The following is a 17,288-nucleotide window of genomic DNA, read 5'->3' on the forward strand; positions in this document are numbered from 1 at the left end:
TCACTGCACGACGAAGGAGTTGAAGGACACGCTCGCGATGCCCAGCTCGGGCAGGCCCTCGGCCAGCGGTGCGTTCAGGGCGCTGTGGATCTCCGTGGCCAGCCGGGCCTTGTCTTCCGAGGTGACCAGCGATTCGGGTGGGCGGTTCGACAGCAGCACCAGCAGGCGGCTGCGCAGCTCGGGCATGAACTCGACGATCTGCGCCTTGGCCTGCTCGTCGCGCACCTTCAGCGCCATGCCGATCTGCAAAAAGCGCGAGCGGCCTTCGGACTGCAGGTTGACGGTCAGCGGCTCCAGCAGCAGGAAGATGGGTTTCTCGGGCACCGGCGCCTTGGCCGTTTCGGCGGCGGCGTGCTCGGTGAAGCGGGGCAGCACGAAGACGTACGCCGCCGCGCCGGCCACGGCCAGGCCGAGGACGGCCACGAGCCCGATCAGCAGTTTCGAGGTGCGGCGTGAGGCCGGCGGGTCGGTCGCGACCGACGCAGCCGCGGTGGCGGCGGGAGAAGAGGTAGCCATGGTGAAACGGTGGACGGGTCCGATCTATTCTTTGCGAAGTCGCCCGCCGGCGAACGGCCGAACAAGCGCACAAAGGCGCTTCACATCCGTTCATTGCGGGAGGCGGGCGGGGCGTTTCAGGCGAAGGTGTCGACGCCCGGGCCCGTGCGTGGGGTGGCAACGGGGCGGGGTGCTGCCGTTGCCGTGCGGGCGATGTCGGTGGCAGCGGCAGCGGCAGTGCCCTGCGGTCGCCATGCGCCCTGTCGTTGGTGTTGCTGCTGCTGTTGCTGCGCGAACGCCGCGTCTTGCCCGAACGGCGCGCGCGTGTCCGCGCCCACCGAGGTCTGGCCCAGCGTGATGCCCTGCTCCGACAGGCTGGTGCGCAGCTGCGGCAGCGCAGCCTCGACGGCCTTGCGCACGCTCTCGTGCGCCGACACGAACGCGGCCTGCGCCTGGTGCTCGCCGACCGACAGCGTGACCTTCAGCGGGCCGAGGCCGGCGGGGTTGAGGTTCAGCTCGGCCGTGTGCGTGCCGCCGAGGCTCATGCGCGCGAGCTGCTGGCCGAGTGCGGGCGCCCATTTCTCGCTGCCGACTTCGGGGGCGAGCGTGTGCACGGCGGGGCGTGCGACGGGGCTTTCGGTTGTGCGGTCGGTGGAGACGGTCGCGGGCTGTTGAAGCGCGAACGGGGTGGTGGACGGAGTCGTCGCGTCGTCCCCTGATGTACTTGCCGACACTGCGGCGACCGTGGTGGCTTCTGTCGTCGCAGGCTTCGCATCGACGGCGGGCTGGGCTTGCGCCGCGGCTGCGAGCTGTTCGGTGGTGGTGGCGCTCACGGTGCGCGGTGCGCCCGCGCGGCCCGGTGCGGCGGTGCCGACGGGTGGGCCTGCGGGTGCGGCGGCCGGCTTCTTGCCATCGACGGCCATCGGCTGCGCGGCCACGGCGGCGCGCACGATCTCGTACAGAGAAGGCGGTGTGGCGTTGTCGGCTTCAGGCGCTGCGCTTTGTGCGGCGGCGGTTGCAGTGGGAGCGGAAGCGTCTTCGGTGGCGATAGCGGGCGCGGGCGCGGCGGCGGCGTCGCTGCTCAGGCGGACCGTGCCTGCAGGCAGACCGGCTTGCGCGTCAGGCGTGACCGGCGCCAGCGAAGTTTCAGGCGCACCGCTGCCCTGCGTGGCCGCACCTCCCGCAAGCACCAACGCCTGTTGCGGCGTGACTGCGGCTGCGAGAAAAGCAAGATCCGGCTCCGCAGGCTGCGCATCCCGCACCTCTTCCGCAAGCTCCGCCTTGCGCAGCGGCTTGGCATCCGCCACCACGGTGTCGGCATCCGACGCCTTCTCGGCCTGGCTCGCGCGCGAACGCTCGAGCGCGGCACCGAACGCGCGGCCCTGCGCCTCGTCGGCGTTGCTGCGGCCACGTGCGCCGCCCTGCGCGACCGGCGAGGTGGCGGCAGGCGTGACAGTCGGCGGGATCATGGGAGGCATGTCGGTTCCTGGAGGAGATTCAGTGGGTGGGGTGCGAAGCGCGATCGAAGAACTGGCGCGCGGCGCGTTCGTCGCTGTCGCGCTGTTCGCGCTTGGCCTGCGCCATCAGCTCCTGCGCGCGCACGCGATCGGCCAGCGTGTCGAAGGAGCTGAGGCGGCGCTTCTCGCGCTGCCAGTCGGTGCGGCCCCGGTCGAGCTGGTGCCCGGCCCGCTCGGCGATGGCGCGCTGCTGCGCGATCGCGTGGTCGAGCGTGCCGAGGAAGTTGCGGTAGTTGCGCCACTGCGACGACGGCAGGCCGCCGCGCATCAAGGTGTCGAGCTGCGCGTGGTAGTCCTGGCGGTACTGCAGCAGCAGCTCGAGCTTCTGCTGCGCGCTCAGGTGCGCGCTCTGCAAGGCGCCCAGGCGGCGCGCGGCGTCGTCGGTCTGGCTTTGCGCCAGGTCGATGAGCATGCCGAGGGGGAGCTTGCTGCTGCTCATGGGCGTCCTGGGGAAGGTGTGTTCGTGAACAGGCTGTCCATGTGGGCGATGGCCTCCTCGTAGCCGGTGCGTTCGTGCATCGACTGCTGCAGGAAGGCCTCGATGCGCGGGTACATCGCAATCGCCTGGTCCAGCTGCAGGTCGTGCCCGGGCGCGTAGGCGCCCACGCTGATCAGGTCGCGGTTGCGCTGGTAGCGCGACAGCATCTGCTTGAAGCGGCGCACGGTGTCGAACTGCGCGGGCGCTATCAACGACGTCATCGCGCGGCTGATCGAAGCCTCGATGTCGATGGCCGGGTAGTGCCCGGCCTCGGCCAGCGTGCGCGAGAGCACGACGTGGCCGTCCAGGATCGCGCGCGCCGAATCGGCGATCGGGTCCTGCTGGTCGTCGCCTTCCGAGAGCACGGTGTAGAAGGCGGTGATCGAGCCGCCGCGCCCCTGCGCGTCGCGCGCGCCGTTGCCGGCACGTTCGACCAGCGCAGGCAGCCGCGCGAACACCGAGGGCGGGTAGCCCTTGGTGGCGGGCGGCTCGCCCACGGCCAGCGCGATCTCGCGCTGCGCCATCGCATAGCGCGTGAGCGAATCCATGATGAGCAGCACGTCCTTGCCCTGGTCGCGAAAGTACTCGGCCAGGCAGGTGGCGTAGGCCGCGCCCTGCAGACGCAGCAGCGGCGAGTTGTCGGCCGGCGCGGCCACCACCACGGCGCGGGCCAGGCCTTCCTCGCCCAGCGTGTTCTCGATGAAGTCCTTCACCTCGCGACCACGTTCGCCGATGAGGCCGACCACGATCACCTCGGCGCTGGTGTAGCGCGCCATCATGCCCAGCAGCACGCTCTTGCCCACGCCCGAGCCGGCAAACAGGCCCATGCGCTGGCCGCGGCCGACGGTGAGCACCGCGTTGATGGCGCGCACGCCCACGTCGAGCACCGAGTCGATGACCGCGCGCGAGAGCGGGTTGATCGGCGGCGCCGCCAGCGGCACCTGGCGCGCCACGTCGAGCGGGCCCAGCCCGTCGAGCGGGCGGCCGGCCGCATCGACCACGCGGCCCAGCATGCCTTCGCCCACGGGCAGGCGCTTGGTGTGGGCGTCGCCAGTCGCACCGGGCTCGCGCAGGCCGGGCCGCGCGAGCACGCGCGCGCCGGGCAGCAGGCCCGCCACCTCGGTCTGCGACATGAGGAAGAGACGGTCGCCCGCGAAGCCCACCACTTCGGCTTCTGCATGCCGCTGCGGATGGCCGGGCGGCAGCTCGATGAGGCAGTCGCTGCCCACGGGCAGCTGCAGGCCCACGGCTTCGAGCACGAGGCCAACGGCGCGCGTGAGGCGGCCCGAGGCGGTGGTGGTCGTGCTGCGGGCGACGTCGGCGCGCGCCTGTTCCAGCACGGCGCGCACGCTGGTCAGATGAGGGTTGGTAGCCGTCGTCTGCATCGGTTCAGGAAGCGTCGCCACGCAGCGCCGCACCCACGCGCTCCCAGCGCGTGGACAGGCTGGCGTCCAGCTCGCCCGTGGCCGACTGCACGCGGCAGCCGCCGCGCGCCAGGCTGTCGTCGGCGCGCAACTGCCAGCCGGCCGCCTCGATCTCGTTGCCCAGGCTGTTCTTCACCAGCGCGATGTCGTCGGGGTGCAGCAGCAGGCGCGGTTCGCCGCGCAGCGCGGGTTCGGCATGCAGCAGGTCGCGCACCAGCGGCAGCACCCACTCGGGCTCGGCCTGGTAGGTGCGGTGCACCACCTGGCGCGCCACGTCGAGCGCGAGCGCGAGCACGGTCTCGGCCAGTTCGGCTTCGGCGCCGCGCAGCGCTTCGGGCAGCGAACGGGCCAGCGCGCGCAGGCGTTCGGCGTGCACGCTGGCGGCGGCGAGGCCTGTGGCCAGGCCTTCGGTGTGGCCGACCTGGCGGCCTTCGGCCAGCCCGGCGGCGCGGCCTTCGGCTTCGCCTGCAGCACGCGCTTCCTTGCGGATGCGGGCCAGCTCGGCGAGGTCGACCTTGGGCGCGGGAGGCGCAGCAGGCGGGGAAGGCCGCTGCGTTGTTTGGCGCGAGAGCGCCGTGCCCGACGGCGCCTTGCCATCGAGCGTGCCCATCTCCCAGCGCTCCCACGCCGACAGCGCGGGCGTGCCGGCGCCGGCCTGGCGCGCGGCCGCGTGGATGGCGGCGAGGCGCTCGCGCGAACTGTTGGAGGCGCCGAAGGCGCCGGGGTCAGACGAAGTCATCGGTGCCAGGCGCCGCGATCACGATCTCGCCGGCGTCCGCCAGACGGCGGGCGACCTGCAGGATGGCCTTCTGTTCGGTCTCGACCTGCGACACGCGCACGGGACCACGCAGTTCCATGTCCTCGCGCAGCGTTTCTGCGGCGCGCTGCGACATGTTGCTGAGGAACTTGTCGCGCAGCTCCAGCGGTGCGCCCTTGAGCGCGATGATGAGCGAGTCGCTCTCGATGTCCTTGAGCAGGCGCTGGATGCTGCGGTCTTCCAGGCCCAGCAGGTTCTCGAACACGAACATCTCGTCGACGATGCGCTGGGCCAGCGCTTCGTCCTGTTCGCGCACATGGGCGATGGCTTCTTCTTCCACCGTGGTGCTCATCAGGTTGACGATCTCGGCCGCGGTGCGCACGCCGCCCAGGCGGCTGCGACGCAGGCCCTGGCCGGCGAGCATTTCGGTCAGCACCTCGGTCAGCTCGTTCAGCGCCGAAGGCTGCACGCCGCCGAAGGTGGCCACGCGCATGATCACGTCGTGGCGCAGGCGCGCGGGCAGCTTCTCGAGCACCTCCGAGGCCTTCATGCGGTCCAGGTGCACCAGGAGCGTCGCAAGGATCTGCGGGTGCTCGTCGCGGATGAGCTCGGCCACCTCGCCGGCCTCGAGTTCATTCAGGCGCTCGATGCCGCCGTGCGGCTCGTCGGGCAGCAGGATGTCCTCGAGCAGGTTGCTCGCGCGGTCGTCGCCCAGCGCCTTCTTGAGCACGGCGCGGATGTAGCTGGTGGAGCCCAGGTGCAGCGCCGACAGCTGCTCGGTCTCCTGGCGGAACTCGGCCAGCACCGAGGCCAGCTCGTCGCGCGACACCGCGCTCAGTTTGGACATGGCCAGGCCCAGCGCCTGCACTTCGGAGGTGGGCAGCAGGTGCAGCGCGGCGGCGGCGCGGTCTTCGCCCAGCGCCATGAGCAGGATGGCGCTCTTGCGGGTGCCTGCTTCGCTGCTAGTCATCGGAGTGCATCCAGTGCTGGATCAGGGCGGCCACGAGCTTGGGGTCCTTGTCGGCGGTCTGCTGGGCGTAGTCCATGTCGGCCTTCTGGCGTGCGGACTCGCGCTGCTGCAATGTTTCTTCGGGTTCGGCCGGGGCCGTGCTGGTGGGGGCCACGGCTGTTGCATCGGCCACGGGTTGCGCGGGCGGCGGCGCGGCCAGGTGCCGGCGCATCAGCGGACGCCCCACGGCGAACCAGGCGAACAGCGCGAGCAGGCCGATGAGCAGGTACGGGACCAGCGTCTTGCCGAGCGCGAGGGTGTCGCGGTCGCGCCAGAACGGCACGTCGGGCGCGGGGCCGGCCTCGCTGTCGCCGTCGCGGGCGAAGGCGCTGTTGACCACGTTGAGCGAGTCGCCGCGCTCCTGGCTGAAGCCCATCGCTTCCTTGGCGAGGTTGCGGATCTGTTCCAGCTCGGCCGGCGCGAGCGCGCGGGCGCTGGTCTTGCCCGCGGCATCGACCGTGTCGCGGTGGTTCACCACCACGGCGACCGACAGGCGCTTCACGCCGCCGGCGGCCTGCTGCACGTGGCGGATGGTGCGGTCGAGCTCGTAGTTGGTCGTGACGTCCTTGCGCGTGTTGCTCGGGCCGGCCGGTGCAGCGGCGGGAGATGCGTTCGGCGTGTTCGGTGCGCCCGGAGCGTTCGGCGGCTTGGGCGCGGTGATCGGTGCCGTCGGGTTCACCGGCGGCTGGTTCGACAGCGCGCCCGGCACGCCGCCCGGCGGCGCGCCGTTGTGCTGCGCCGATTCGCTGGACTGCTGGCTGCGGATCGCGGCCTGCGCCGGGTCCTGGTTGGGTCGGTACTTCTCGTCGGTGTGTTCCACCACCGAGAAGTCGATCTCGGCCGCGACCTGCGCGCGCACGTTGCTCGCGCCCACCAGCGGCTGAAGAATGGCTTCGATGCGGCGCACGTAGCCCTGCTCGATCTCCTGCGCGTACTTGAGCTGGCTCACGTCCAGCCCCTGGCTGGTACCGCGCGCCGACGACAGCAGGTTGCCGCGCTGGTCGACCACCGTGACGCTCTTGGCGTCCAGGTCGGGCACGCTGCTAGACACCATGTGCACGATGGCGCTCACCTGGCCTTCGTCGATGCTGCGCCCGCGCATCAGCGTGAGCACCACCGAGGCCGAGGGCTTCTTCTGGTCGCGCACGAACAGCGACGGCTTGGGCAGCGCCAGGTGCACGCGCGCGGCCTCGATGCTGCCGATCGATTCGATGGAGCGCGCCAGCTCGCCTTCGAGCCCGCGCTGGTAGTTGACCTGCTCGGCGAACTGGCTGGTGCCGAACTTCTGGTTGTCCATCAGTTCGAAGCCCACGCCGCCGGCCTTGGGCAGGCCCTGCGCCGCGAGCTTCAGGCGCGTTTCCGCGACCTTGTCGCCCGCGATCAGGATCGCGCCGCCGCCCTCGGCGAACTTGTAAGGCACGTTCATCTGCTGCAGCGACGCGATGATCGCGCCGCCGTCGCGGTCCGACACGTTGGTGTAGAGCACCTTGTAGTCGGGGCCGCGGCTCCACAGGAAGAAAGCGGCCGCCACCGTCGCCAGCGCCGCGGCGCCGAGGATCAGCGGCAGCCGGGGCTGCGCGCGCATGCGCTCCAGCATCGGGGGCAGGCCGTTGGCGCCCGCCGCCAGGCCGCCCGTGGGCGCGGCCGTGCTCATCGGCGCGCCTTCGCCGGGGCCGTTGCGCCGCGCAGGGCCGGCGCCGGTGTGAGAGAGGGAATTCGGTGTTGGGATGTCATGCCGGTGGCCGGCGACGTCGTGCGCGGCCTGTGGTTTCGCGAACGATTGTCAGCAGGCGATGGGGAATTCGATCGGTCGAACAGCCGGGGGTTTTGCCCTCAGTTGCGCGTTTGAATGGGGGTCTTCCCTTGATACGCTGCCTGCCGGTTGGAGCGCTCGCGCGCTCCGTGTCAAGTCAGCTGGAAGTGAACTTTTCCCCATGTCCATCAATGCCATCGAATCCGTCCTGCAGCAGATGCGCGCCACCGCGCTCGCCAGCGGCATGGGGCCCACGACCTCTGCGCCGGCCGGCGCGGGCGGCTTCGCGGCCGAGCTGCAGCGCTCGCTCGCCAACATCAGCGGCGCGCAGCAGCAGGCCTACGCGCAGGCCGAATCCTTCGAGCTGGGCAAGCCCGGCGTGGCGCTCAACGACGTGATGGTCGACCTGCAGAAGGCCAACGTGGCGTTCCAGACCGGGCTGCAGGTGCGCAACCGGCTGGTGACGGCCTACCAGGAAATCATGAGCATGCAGGCATGACGAGGCAGAGGGCGGCAACGTAGAACTTTTTTCGTTGCGGCCCTAAAGGTTTGCGGACACCCGCCGATATCCCCTTCAACGATGGCTTGAGTCTCACCGTGGAAGCGGGTCCAGCGTTACGGCCGATGGCCGGAGTCCACAACCTTTTGTCAATCAGGAGTCGAACATGGCGCAAGTCATCAATACGAACAGCCTTTCTCTTCTCACGCAGAACAACCTCAACAAGTCGCAATCGGCCCTGAACACGGCCATCGAGCGCCTGTCTTCCGGCATGCGCATCAACAGCGCCAAGGACGACGCCGCCGGCCAGGCCATCGCCAACCGCTTCACCGCCAACATCAAGGGCCTGACGCAAGCCGCGCGCAACGCCAACGACGGCATCTCGATCGCGCAGACCACCGAAGGCGCGCTGACCGAAGTCAACAACAACCTGCAGCGCATCCGCGACCTGTCGGTGCAAGCCGCCACCGGCACCAACTCGGCCACCGACCTGGACTCGATCCAGTCGGAAATCGGCCAGCGCCTGGACGAAATCAACCGCGTGTCGGAGCAGACCCAGTTCAACGGCGTGAAGGTCCTGTCGGCCAACGCCGGCAAGCTGACGGTGCAAGTCGGCGCGAACGATGGCGAAACCATCGACATCGACCTGCAGGAAATCAGCGCCAAGACCCTGGGCCTGGAAAGCTTCAACGTGAACGGCACGGGCACGCTGAACAAGGCCGCCACCAAGGACGACCTGACGCTGGCTGGCGCTGTCGCCAACGGCGCACCGGTCAACGGCACGCAGAAGTACGACGTCACGGCCACCAACACGCTGGCCACGCGCAGCCAGCTGCTGGCGGGTGCCAAGGCGGGCGACTCGGTCGTCACCGCAGGTTCCACCTACACCTACAACGCTGCGAAGTCCGCCTTCACCTTCGGTGAAACGGGCCGCACGAACGCTGCCACGATCGCTTCGCTCCAGCCCGCAGCGGGCGCGAGCAAGACCGCCACGGTCACCATCGGCGGCAACTCGCTGGACGTGAAGATCGACAGCGCTGGCACCATCACGGCGACCGACGGCTCCGCGCTGTGGGTGGACACGGCTGGCAACCTGACGCAGAACAACGCAGGCGGTACGGGTACGGCAGCCACGCTGACCAGCCTGACCACCAGCATGGCGGCTGCTGCCGGCACGGGCGGCACCATCAAGGTCGGCGGCACCACCTACACGGCCACTGCCGGTGCAGCCAACTTCGACGTGACCGGCGACGAAATCTCGGCCGCTGCGCTGAACGACAAGCTGGCCGCAGGTGCTGGCATCGCCGTGGCGGCATCGACCATCGGCGGCGTGGCAGGTGTCACGATCACTGCTGGCGGCACGGTGACCGGCGCCTACGTGGGCGCGGACGGCTCGTTCGGCAACTCCGCCACCACCGTGTCGACCTACAGCGTGCACAGCAACGGCGCAGTGACTGACGGCGCTGGCAATGCGGTCTACGCCGATTCGGCCAAGGCTGGCGCCTTCACGCTGAACGCCCGCAGCGGCAAGACCTCGACGGTCGACCCGCTCAAGGCCCTGGACGCCGCCCTGTCGAAGGTCGACAAGCTGCGCTCCTCGCTGGGTGCGGTGCAGAACCGTTTCGACTCGGTGATCGCCAACCTCGGCACCACCATCACCAACCTGTCGTCGTCGCGTTCGCGCATCGAAGACTCGGACTACGCCGTGGAAGTGTCGAACATGACGCGCGCGCAGATCCTGCAGCAGGCCGGTACCTCGGTGCTGGCCCAGGCGAACCAGACCACGCAAGGCGTGCTGTCGCTGCTGCGTTGATTCGCTAAGACCACCGGGCGCCCCTCACAAGGGTGGCGCCCGGCGCCTTGGTTTTTTGCTCGCAGGCCTTCGGGGCGACCCGAAGCCGCCTGCGTTGTCCTGTGCGGCCATGCTCGTGGCGAGGCCGCACAGGACAACGAACTCCAGAAGAAGAACGCAGACCATGTCCCAGCCCGTACCCGCCGCCTCCGCCGTGGAAAGCCCCTGGCTGCAGCAACTGCTTGCCGGCCGCACCGGTGGCGCCGCTGCGGCCGCCGCCGAGGCCACCGCACTGCGCAAGGCCGAGGCCGAGGTCGAGGAGGCGACGCCGGTGCAGATCGAGATGGCGGTGAAGTCCGTCAATGCCTCGCTGGAGAGCCGCTCGATCAGCCTGCAGTTCGAGGTCGACCGCGACACCGACAAGCTCATCGTCAAGGTGGTCGACCGCAGCAACGGCGAAGTCATTCGCCAGATTCCGACCGAAGAGGTCGTTCGCATCGCCAAGGTCATGGACCGGCAGGCCGGGCTTCTGGTGAGCCAGCAAGCCTGATCACGACCCGCTTCAGACCTCTTCATTTCATTCGCATTTCAGGACACCCCCGACATGGCATCGATCAGCAGCATCGGCGTTGGCGCCAACCTTGACCTGGGCGCATTGCTCACCCAGCTGCAGACCGCGGAGAACCAGCCGCTGGTGGCCCTGAAGGCCAAGCAGACCAGCTACAACAGCAAGCTCTCGGCCTACGGCACGCTGCAAAGCGCGCTCACCGGCATCCAGGCCGCAGCCAAGAAGCTGGGCGACCCGGCGCTGTTCCAGGCCATCACCGGCACCCCCAGCGTGAGCGGCATCCTGGCGGCGAGCGGCACCGACCCGCGGTCGGTCGGCACCTATGCCATCGACATCTCGCAGCTCGCGCAGGCGCAGTCGGTCATCGCGAAGGGCCAGGCCAGCACCACCGCCGCGATTGGCAGCGGCAAGATCACCATCGACTTCGGCAAGGTCTCCGGCGGCACGCTGGACCCGGTGACCGGCCAGTACACCGGCGCCACCTTCGACAAGGACGCGACGCGCACGGCCAAGCCGATCACCATCGATGCGACCAACAACACGCTGGGCGGCATCCGCGATGCGATCAACGCGGCCAACGCGGGCGTGTCGGCCACCATCGTGAACGACGGCAGCGGCACGCCCAACCGGCTCGTGCTCACTTCCACGCAGACCGGCGAGGCCTCGGCCATGCGCATCTCGGTGGACGGCGACGCCGCGCTGCAGAGCCTGCTGGGCAACGACCCCGCCGGCACGCAGAACCTGAAGCAGACCGCCGCGGCGCAGAACGCCAAGCTCACCGTCAACAACATCGCCGTCACCAGCACCAGTAACTCGGTGACCGACGCCATCCAGGGCACCACGCTCACGCTGGTGCAGACCGGCAAGCTCAGCCTGGTGATGAAGGCCAACACGACGTCGGTGAAGACGGCCATCACCGATTTCGTGAAGGCCTACAACGCGCTGCAGAGCACCGCGAAGTCGCTCACGGCCTTCGACACCGACGCCAAGGCCGCCGCGCCGCTGGTGGGCGACTCGACCTTGCGTAACCTGCAGACGCGCATCCGCCAGGCGCTGGTCGCGCCGCAGGTGGGTGGCCCGAACGACCTGAAGGTGCTCACGTCCATCGGCATCTCGTTCCAGAAGGACGGCACGCTGGCGATCGACAACGACAAGCTCGACAAGGCCATCGACACCAACCTGGAGGGCGTGGCGAAGCTGTTCTCCAGCGGCACCGGCAGCACCGCCGGCTACGGCAAGCAGCTGACGGCGCTGGTCGATGACCTCACCGGCACCAAGGGCGCGCTCAAGGTCGCCACCGACGGCGTGACGAGCTCGCTCAAGCAGCTCGACACCCAGTACACCGCGATGAAGGAGCGCGCCGACGCGACGGTGGAGCGCTATCGCAAGCAGTTCGTGCAGCTGGACGTGGCAATGAACAAGATGAACGGCACGCTGAAATACCTCGCGCAGCAGTTCGATGCGATGAACGCCAGCAAGGGCTGAGGACAGGACGCGACATGTACAGCTCTCACCACTCCCGCACCGGTGCCGGCGTCTACGCGCGCGTCGGCGTGGAGACGCGCGCCATGAGCGCGTCGCCGCTGCAACTGATCCACATGCTGTTCGACGGCGCGAAGACCGCCATCGGCGCGGCGCGCCTGCACATGACGGCCGGCGACATCGGCGCCAAGGGGCAGGCGATTTCGAAGGCCATCAACATCGTCGACAACGGCCTGAAGGCCAGCCTCGATGCCGAAGCGGCCGGCGAGGCCGGCGGCGACATCGTCGGCAACCTCTCGTCGCTGTACGACTACGTGGTGCAACGCCTGCTGCTGGCCAACCTGCGCAACGACGTGCAGGCGCTGGACGAGGCCGACCGCCTGCTCGACCACCTGGCGTCCGCCTGGCGCGAGATCGACGACAGGCCCTCCAACTGATGATGCAGAGCGTGACCTGGGGGCAGGAACAGATGGCCGTGCGCAGCGAGATCGTCCATTGCTACGAGCAGCTGGCCGCGTGCATCTCGACGATGCTGGCGCTGGCCCGTGCCAAGGAATGGGGGCAGCTGCCCGAGCTGGAAGCGCGGTGCTCGGCGTCGGTCGAGCGCCTGAAGGCGATCCAGCCGCTGGCGTCGCTGGAGCCCGCGCAGCGCGACCTCGTGCTGCGCCTGCTCGAACGCATCTGCACCGAGCAGGCCGAGCTGTCGGGGCTCATCAAGCCGCAACTCGACGACCTGATCCGCCGCATGGATTCGCTCAACCACCAGAAGAACCTGGGCAAGGCCTACGGCCTCGCGCACTGACGCACGCCGACAGGACGACACCACCGTGGCCATGCTGGGACTCACCGGACTGATCGATGCACTGAGGGCCGCGCGCCTGACGCCGCCGCTCGACCTGCTCGGCCTGCGGCCGGAGACCACGGTGGGCGCGCCCGGTGCGGCGGTGGCCGTGCCGAAGACCGCGAACGACGTGCGCCTGCCGTCGCGTGCGGCGCTGGACCGGTTGGTGCCGTCGGGCGCGTCCGGTGGCGAGGTGGCTGCGCCGCCCGCCGGCGGTGCACCGCCTTCGATCGACACCCGCCTGTCGCTGGCCGCGCGCGTGATCGGCGCGGTGCTGGCCGACCTGCAGGCCGCGCCGGGGCCGGTGCGGGGCGAGGCGCCGTTGCTGCTGCCCGTCGCGCGCCAGGGCACGAACACCGCGGCACTCGCGGGCACGCTGGCGCAGACCGTGACAGACAGCGGGCTGTTCTACGAATCGCACCTGGCCGAGTTCGCGGCCGGCACGCGCACGCTCGCGCAGATGGCGCGGGAGCCGCAGGCGCGCTGGGCGAGTCCGGTGATGGTGGCGACGACACCAACGACGGCGGCAGGGCAGGGCGTGGTGGCTGCGGTGACGGTGCTGGCTGCGGTCGATGTTGCAACGCCGCCCGCGCCGAATGCGCAGGCGCAGGCCCCGCAGGTCGACGCGCCGGAAGCCGACATCGCACAAGCAGCGCGTGGCGCTGCGCGCAGCGAGACCGCCGCCGCGCCCGCACCGGATGCGGCGCGCGTGCAGGCGGCCTACGGCCTCTCCGATCCCGCGCCGGAAATGCCTGCGCCCCGCATCGCAGAACACGCGCGTGCTGCAGTCGACGTCGCGGGCCCGCCCGCCCCGCGCAGTGCCGAAGTGATCCATCCGCAAGCCGTCACCGTCGTGCACCAGCAGCTCGACCTGCTGGCCAGCGCCGCGTTTCGCTGGAGCGGCCACGCCTGGCCCGAGGTGCCGATGGCGTGGACCATCGAGGAAGACCCCGCCAGCTCCAACGCACGCGAAGGCGAACCCGCCGAGGAAGAAGCCGCGCGCCGCTGGTCGACCACCGTGTCGCTCGTGCTGCCGCGCCTGGGCGAGGTCGACCTGCGCCTGAGCCTGAGCGGCCCGACCGTGCAGGCGCAGCTGCAGGCGCGCGAGCACGCCACCGTGGCCCGCCTGCGCGGCGACGCCGGCCGGCTCGCGCAACGCTTCGAGGCTGTCGGGCTTCAGCTGCAGCAGTTGCAGGTCACGGAGAAGGCGGCGGCATGAGTAACGAGCTTCGCAACCGCCACAGCGCCGTCGTGCTCTCGCATGCGGACACGCGCAAGGCCCCCGTCGTCGTCGCCAAGGGCTATGGCGTGGTCGCCGAATCGATCCTGCGCGAGGCGCGCGCGCACGGGCTGTATGTGCATGCGTCGGCCGACCTCGTGAAGCTGCTGATGCAGATCGACCTCGACCGCCAGATCCCGCCGCAGCTGTACCAGGCGGTCGCGGAAGTGATGGCCTGGATTCACCGGCTGGAAGGCGGCGCCGAGGCTGCGGCGCCTTGATCGGCGGTTGTTCTATGGAAAGTCATTGACCTATTGAAAGACCCTGAATAAAGCCGCCGATTAACGCTCTGTCGCGTTCGATAGTCTTTATAAATTCAATTGGCGAGGGGATTGCCAATTGCCGGAATACGCACGCTCGTAACAATTGCTTGCGCTCCGTGACCGCGCGCCGGTGCCAGGACTGAAACCGCTTCCCCAGAGGGAAGCCTGAAGCCTTCCGTCGGAAACCGCGTCGAAACCCTTTTACTTTTTGCTCTACTTTGTCTTCGAAGTGTAAATAAGTGTGTATATAATGTATACATGTTGGATGGACGTGCGGAGTCGACATGGAATCGGAAATGGAAGTAGACGTGGAAAATTGCAATGTCAACGCAGGTGGCGTGATTTCGAAGGAAATCGGCGAGATCAATCTGGCCTACATGCTGCTCGCGCAGAAGCTCGTGAAGCGGGACCGGGCGGAAGCCATGTTCCGTCTCGGCGTGGGGCGCGAGCTGGCCGATCTGCTCATGAACATGTCGCTCAGCCAGATCGTGAAGCTGGCCGCGTCCAACTTCCTGCTGTGCAGCTTCCGCCTGGACGACCGGCCCATGTTCGCGGTGGTCGGCGAGGGCAAGGAGCCCGCGCTGCAGCAGGCCCACATGTCGATCCTGATGAGCGCGCGCCAGGCACAGGCCCAAGCCCAGCCGCAGATGCGCAAAGCAGGTTCGGCCAGCGCATGACTGCCAAGAGCATCCTGGGCGAGGTCCGGCAGGTGCAGCTCGCGGTCGAGCTCATCGGCCTGGGTGCGCGCCTGCAGTTCCTGGAGGCCGTGGTCGCGCTCAGCCGCGAGCGCCTGATCCGCCTGTACAAGGAACTGAAGGGCGTCTCGCCGCCCAAGGGCCTGCTGCCGTTCTCCACCGACTGGTACATGACCTGGCTGGCCAACATCCACTCGTCGATGTTCTACAACATCTATCGCTTCATGCGCGACGAGGCCGGCGAGGGCGAGCTGCCCGCGCTCATCAAGGCCTACCGCCTGTACACCGAGCAGGTCGAGTCGCAGGGCAGCGAGGTCGTGCTCGACTTCACGCGCGCCGAGACCATGGTGCGTTTCTTCGACAGCGACATGCTGCAGCTGAGCCCGTGCAGCCGCTGCGGCGGCCACTTCGTGGCGCATGCCCACGACCACAAGCACGGCTATGTGTGCGTGCTGTGCCGCCCGCCTTCGCGCGCGGGCAAGGCGCGCAAGCCCAAGCTCGAACCGGTGCGCCGCGGCGGCCTCATTGCCGGCGGCCCGGTGCTCGACATTGGCGGCGCCGTCTCGTGAAAGTGCCCCGGCGCCCGGCGCGGGTTTTTTGTTTTGGACGCCTCAGGGCATAGGGGAAGCGCGTGCTGGTACTGGTGGGATATCTGGTGGTGATCGGCGCCGTCTTCGGCGGCTACGGCCTCATGGGCGGGCATTTCGGCGTGCTGTTCCAGCCCGTGGAGCTGCTCATGATCGGCGGCTCCGCGCTCGGCGCGTTCATCGCGGGCAACAACGGCAAGACCATCAAGGCGACCATCCGGGAGTTGCCGCTCCTGCTGCGTTCTTCCAAGCACAACCGCCAGCTCTACATGGACCTGCTGGCGCTCTTGTACGAGCTGCTCGCCAAGGCCCGCAAGGAGGGCATGATGAAGCTCGAATCCGACGTCGAAGCGCCGGAGCAAAGCGAGATCTTCGGCCGCTACCCGACCATCCTGGCGCACGAGGGCATCACCGTGTTCCTGTGCGACTACCTGCGCCTGGTCATCAGCGGCAACACCGACGCGCACGAGATCGAGGCCCTCATGGACCACGAGATCGACACCATCCGCCACGAGGCGGCCGTGCCCGGCCACAGCCTCTCGCGCGTGGGCGATGCACTGCCCGCGCTGGGCATCGTCGCGGCCGTGATGGGCGTGGTGCATGCGCTGGGCTCGGCCCACCTGCCGCCGTCGGAAATGGGTGCGCTCATTGCGCACGCCATGGTCGGCACCTTCCTGGGCGTGCTGCTGGCCTACGGCTTCGTGTCGCCGCTGGCCTCGCTGATCGAGCAGAAGGTCGAGGAGGGCATGAAGATCTACCAGTGCGCCAAGGTCACGCTGCTGGCCAGCCTGAACGGCTACGCGCCGCAGCTGGCCGTGGAGTTCGGCCGCAAGGTGCTGTTCTCGACCGAGCGCCCCTCGTTCACCGAGCTGGACGACCACGTGCGCGAAGTCAAGGCACGCTGATTCCCCGACGGCCATGAGCGACGCGAAGCCCCGCATCATCATCAAGCGCGCCCACGGCGGCGGGCACGGCGGCGGCCATGCGGGCGGCGGCTGGAAGATCGCCTACGCCGACTTCATGACGGCCATGATGGCCTTCTTCCTCGTGATGTGGCTGCTGTCGATCTCCAGCCCCAAGCAGCGCGAAGGCATTGCCGAGCACTTTCGCATGCCGCTGCGCGTGGCGCTGGCCGGCGGCGACAAGAGCAGCATGAGCACCAGCATGATTCCCGGCGGCGGCGCCGACGTGATGCACGCCGAGGGCGAGGTGCGCCACACCGAGGCCGACAGCGAGGACGCGGCCGACGCCATCCGCCTGGCCGAGATGAAGAAGAAGCTCGACGAGCTGATCGAGAAGAGCCCGGTGTTCCAGCAGTTCCGCTCGCAGATCCTCATCGACATCACCACCGAAGGCCTGCGCCTGCAGATCGTGGACAGCGAGAACCGCCCGATGTTCGAGCTGGCCAGCGCCCGCGTGGTGCCGCACATGCGCGCCATTCTTCGCGAGCTGGCGCCGGTGCTCAACGGCCTGCCCAACAAGCTCACGCTGTCGGGCCACACCGACGCCATCGTCTACACCAACGACCGTTCGTACGGCAACTGGGAACTCTCGGCCGACCGCGCCAACGCCTCGCGCCGCGAGCTGGTCACGGGCGGCATGACCGAGGACAAGGTGCTGCGCGTGATCGGCCTGGCCGACAGCATGCACCTGGACCGCGCCGACCCGCGCAACCCCATCAACCGCCGCATCAGCATCATCCTGCTGAACCACCGCACGCAGGAGCGCATTGAGCGCGAGAACAGCAACGACGCCGGCGCCACGCGCATCGGCCTGCCGCCACCGGCCGCGCAGGCGCGCACGGCGGCAGGACACACGGCGGGATAACAAGAACAAGGAAGCGGCCTGC

At 69.1% G+C, this 17,288-nt stretch carries 19 protein-coding genes; 12 read left to right on the forward strand and 7 right to left on the reverse strand.

Features of this window, described 5'->3' with window-relative positions; all coding sequences use genetic code 11:
• From fliL to fliF, 7 genes are all read right to left on the reverse strand, one after another.
• A complete protein-coding gene (gene fliL / locus AC07YS_RS05710) occupies positions 1-516 on the reverse strand; it encodes a flagellar basal body-associated protein FliL (RefSeq protein WP_095744072.1) in 516 nt (171 codons plus the stop codon).
• Between the two features lie 116 nt (positions 517-632).
• Entirely contained in the window at positions 633-1,973 is a 1,341-nt protein-coding gene (locus tag AC07YS_RS05715; RefSeq protein ID WP_495267329.1) for a flagellar hook-length control protein FliK, read from the reverse strand.
• A gap of 19 nt (positions 1,974-1,992) precedes the next feature.
• Entirely contained in the window at positions 1,993-2,451 is a 459-nt protein-coding gene (fliJ, locus tag AC07YS_RS05720) for a flagellar export protein FliJ (protein ID WP_062469337.1), read from the reverse strand.
• Positions 2,448-3,875 carry a flagellar protein export ATPase FliI gene (gene fliI / locus AC07YS_RS05725; protein ID WP_495267328.1) on the reverse strand — a complete coding sequence of 476 codons (1,428 nt, stop codon included), beginning with the start codon at positions 3,873-3,875 and terminating at the stop codon, positions 2,448-2,450. The genes fliJ and fliI overlap by 4 nt, the downstream gene beginning before the upstream one ends.
• A 4-nt stretch (positions 3,876-3,879) precedes the next feature.
• A complete protein-coding gene (gene fliH, locus AC07YS_RS05730; protein ID WP_495267327.1) occupies positions 3,880-4,653 on the reverse strand; it encodes a flagellar assembly protein FliH in 774 nt (257 codons plus the stop codon).
• Positions 4,640-5,641 (reverse strand): flagellar motor switch protein FliG, encoded by a 1,002-nt coding sequence (gene fliG / locus AC07YS_RS05735; protein WP_495267326.1) that lies wholly within the window; start codon positions 5,639-5,641, stop codon positions 4,640-4,642. The genes fliH and fliG overlap by 14 nt, the downstream gene beginning before the upstream one ends.
• Complete coding sequence (gene fliF / locus AC07YS_RS05740) at positions 5,634-7,334, reverse strand: flagellar basal-body MS-ring/collar protein FliF (RefSeq protein ID WP_495267325.1); 1,701 nt, start codon at positions 7,332-7,334, stop codon at positions 5,634-5,636. The genes fliG and fliF overlap by 8 nt, the downstream gene beginning before the upstream one ends.
• 280 nt (positions 7,335-7,614) lie before the next feature.
• On the opposite strand from fliF, the gene fliE reads away from it, so the two are divergent.
• From fliE to motB, 12 genes are all read left to right on the forward strand, one after another.
• A complete protein-coding gene (gene fliE / locus AC07YS_RS05745) occupies positions 7,615-7,932 on the forward strand; it encodes a flagellar hook-basal body complex protein FliE (RefSeq protein ID WP_062469349.1) in 318 nt (105 codons plus the stop codon).
• 166 nt (positions 7,933-8,098) lie between these two features.
• Complete coding sequence (locus AC07YS_RS05750) at positions 8,099-9,745, forward strand: FliC/FljB family flagellin (protein WP_495267324.1); 1,647 nt, start codon at positions 8,099-8,101, stop codon at positions 9,743-9,745.
• 163 nt (positions 9,746-9,908) lie between these two features.
• Positions 9,909-10,274 (forward strand): flagellar protein FlaG, encoded by a 366-nt coding sequence (locus tag AC07YS_RS05755; protein ID WP_139700351.1) that lies wholly within the window; start codon positions 9,909-9,911, stop codon positions 10,272-10,274.
• Positions 10,275-10,328: 54 nt separating this feature from the next.
• A complete protein-coding gene (gene fliD / locus AC07YS_RS05760; protein ID WP_495267323.1) occupies positions 10,329-11,777 on the forward strand; it encodes a flagellar filament capping protein FliD in 1,449 nt (482 codons plus the stop codon).
• Between the two features lie 14 nt (positions 11,778-11,791).
• Positions 11,792-12,211, forward strand: a complete 420-nt coding sequence (fliS, locus tag AC07YS_RS05765; protein WP_070061560.1) for a flagellar export chaperone FliS — start codon at positions 11,792-11,794, stop codon at positions 12,209-12,211.
• On the forward strand, positions 12,211-12,576 hold the full coding sequence (locus AC07YS_RS05770) for a flagellar protein FliT (RefSeq protein ID WP_223301366.1): 366 nt from the start codon (positions 12,211-12,213) through the stop codon (positions 12,574-12,576). The genes fliS and AC07YS_RS05770 overlap by 1 nt, the downstream gene beginning before the upstream one ends.
• A gap of 31 nt (positions 12,577-12,607) precedes the next feature.
• On the forward strand, positions 12,608-13,834 hold the full coding sequence (gene fliK, locus AC07YS_RS05775; protein ID WP_495267427.1) for a flagellar hook-length control protein FliK: 1,227 nt from the start codon (positions 12,608-12,610) through the stop codon (positions 13,832-13,834).
• On the forward strand, positions 13,831-14,115 hold the full coding sequence (locus AC07YS_RS05780) for an EscU/YscU/HrcU family type III secretion system export apparatus switch protein (RefSeq protein WP_489059556.1): 285 nt from the start codon (positions 13,831-13,833) through the stop codon (positions 14,113-14,115). The genes fliK and AC07YS_RS05780 overlap by 4 nt, the downstream gene beginning before the upstream one ends.
• Before the next feature lie 350 nt (positions 14,116-14,465).
• Positions 14,466-14,834 carry a flagellar transcriptional regulator FlhD gene (gene flhD / locus AC07YS_RS05785; protein ID WP_370680118.1) on the forward strand — a complete coding sequence of 123 codons (369 nt, stop codon included), beginning with the start codon at positions 14,466-14,468 and terminating at the stop codon, positions 14,832-14,834.
• Positions 14,831-15,421: a flagellar transcriptional regulator FlhC gene (gene flhC, locus AC07YS_RS05790; protein WP_062469371.1), complete on the forward strand. Its 591-nt coding sequence runs from the start codon at positions 14,831-14,833 to the stop codon at positions 15,419-15,421. The genes flhD and flhC overlap by 4 nt, the downstream gene beginning before the upstream one ends.
• Before the next feature lie 62 nt (positions 15,422-15,483).
• Positions 15,484-16,344 (forward strand): flagellar motor stator protein MotA, encoded by an 861-nt coding sequence (gene motA / locus AC07YS_RS05795; protein ID WP_070061563.1) that lies wholly within the window; start codon positions 15,484-15,486, stop codon positions 16,342-16,344.
• Between the two features lie 13 nt (positions 16,345-16,357).
• Positions 16,358-17,266: a flagellar motor protein MotB gene (motB, locus tag AC07YS_RS05800; RefSeq protein ID WP_495267322.1), complete on the forward strand. Its 909-nt coding sequence runs from the start codon at positions 16,358-16,360 to the stop codon at positions 17,264-17,266.
• The last annotated feature ends 22 nt before the right edge of the window (positions 17,267-17,288 follow it).

Source organism: Variovorax sp. GW458-11-26-14-LB1 (genome assembly GCF_059423965.1).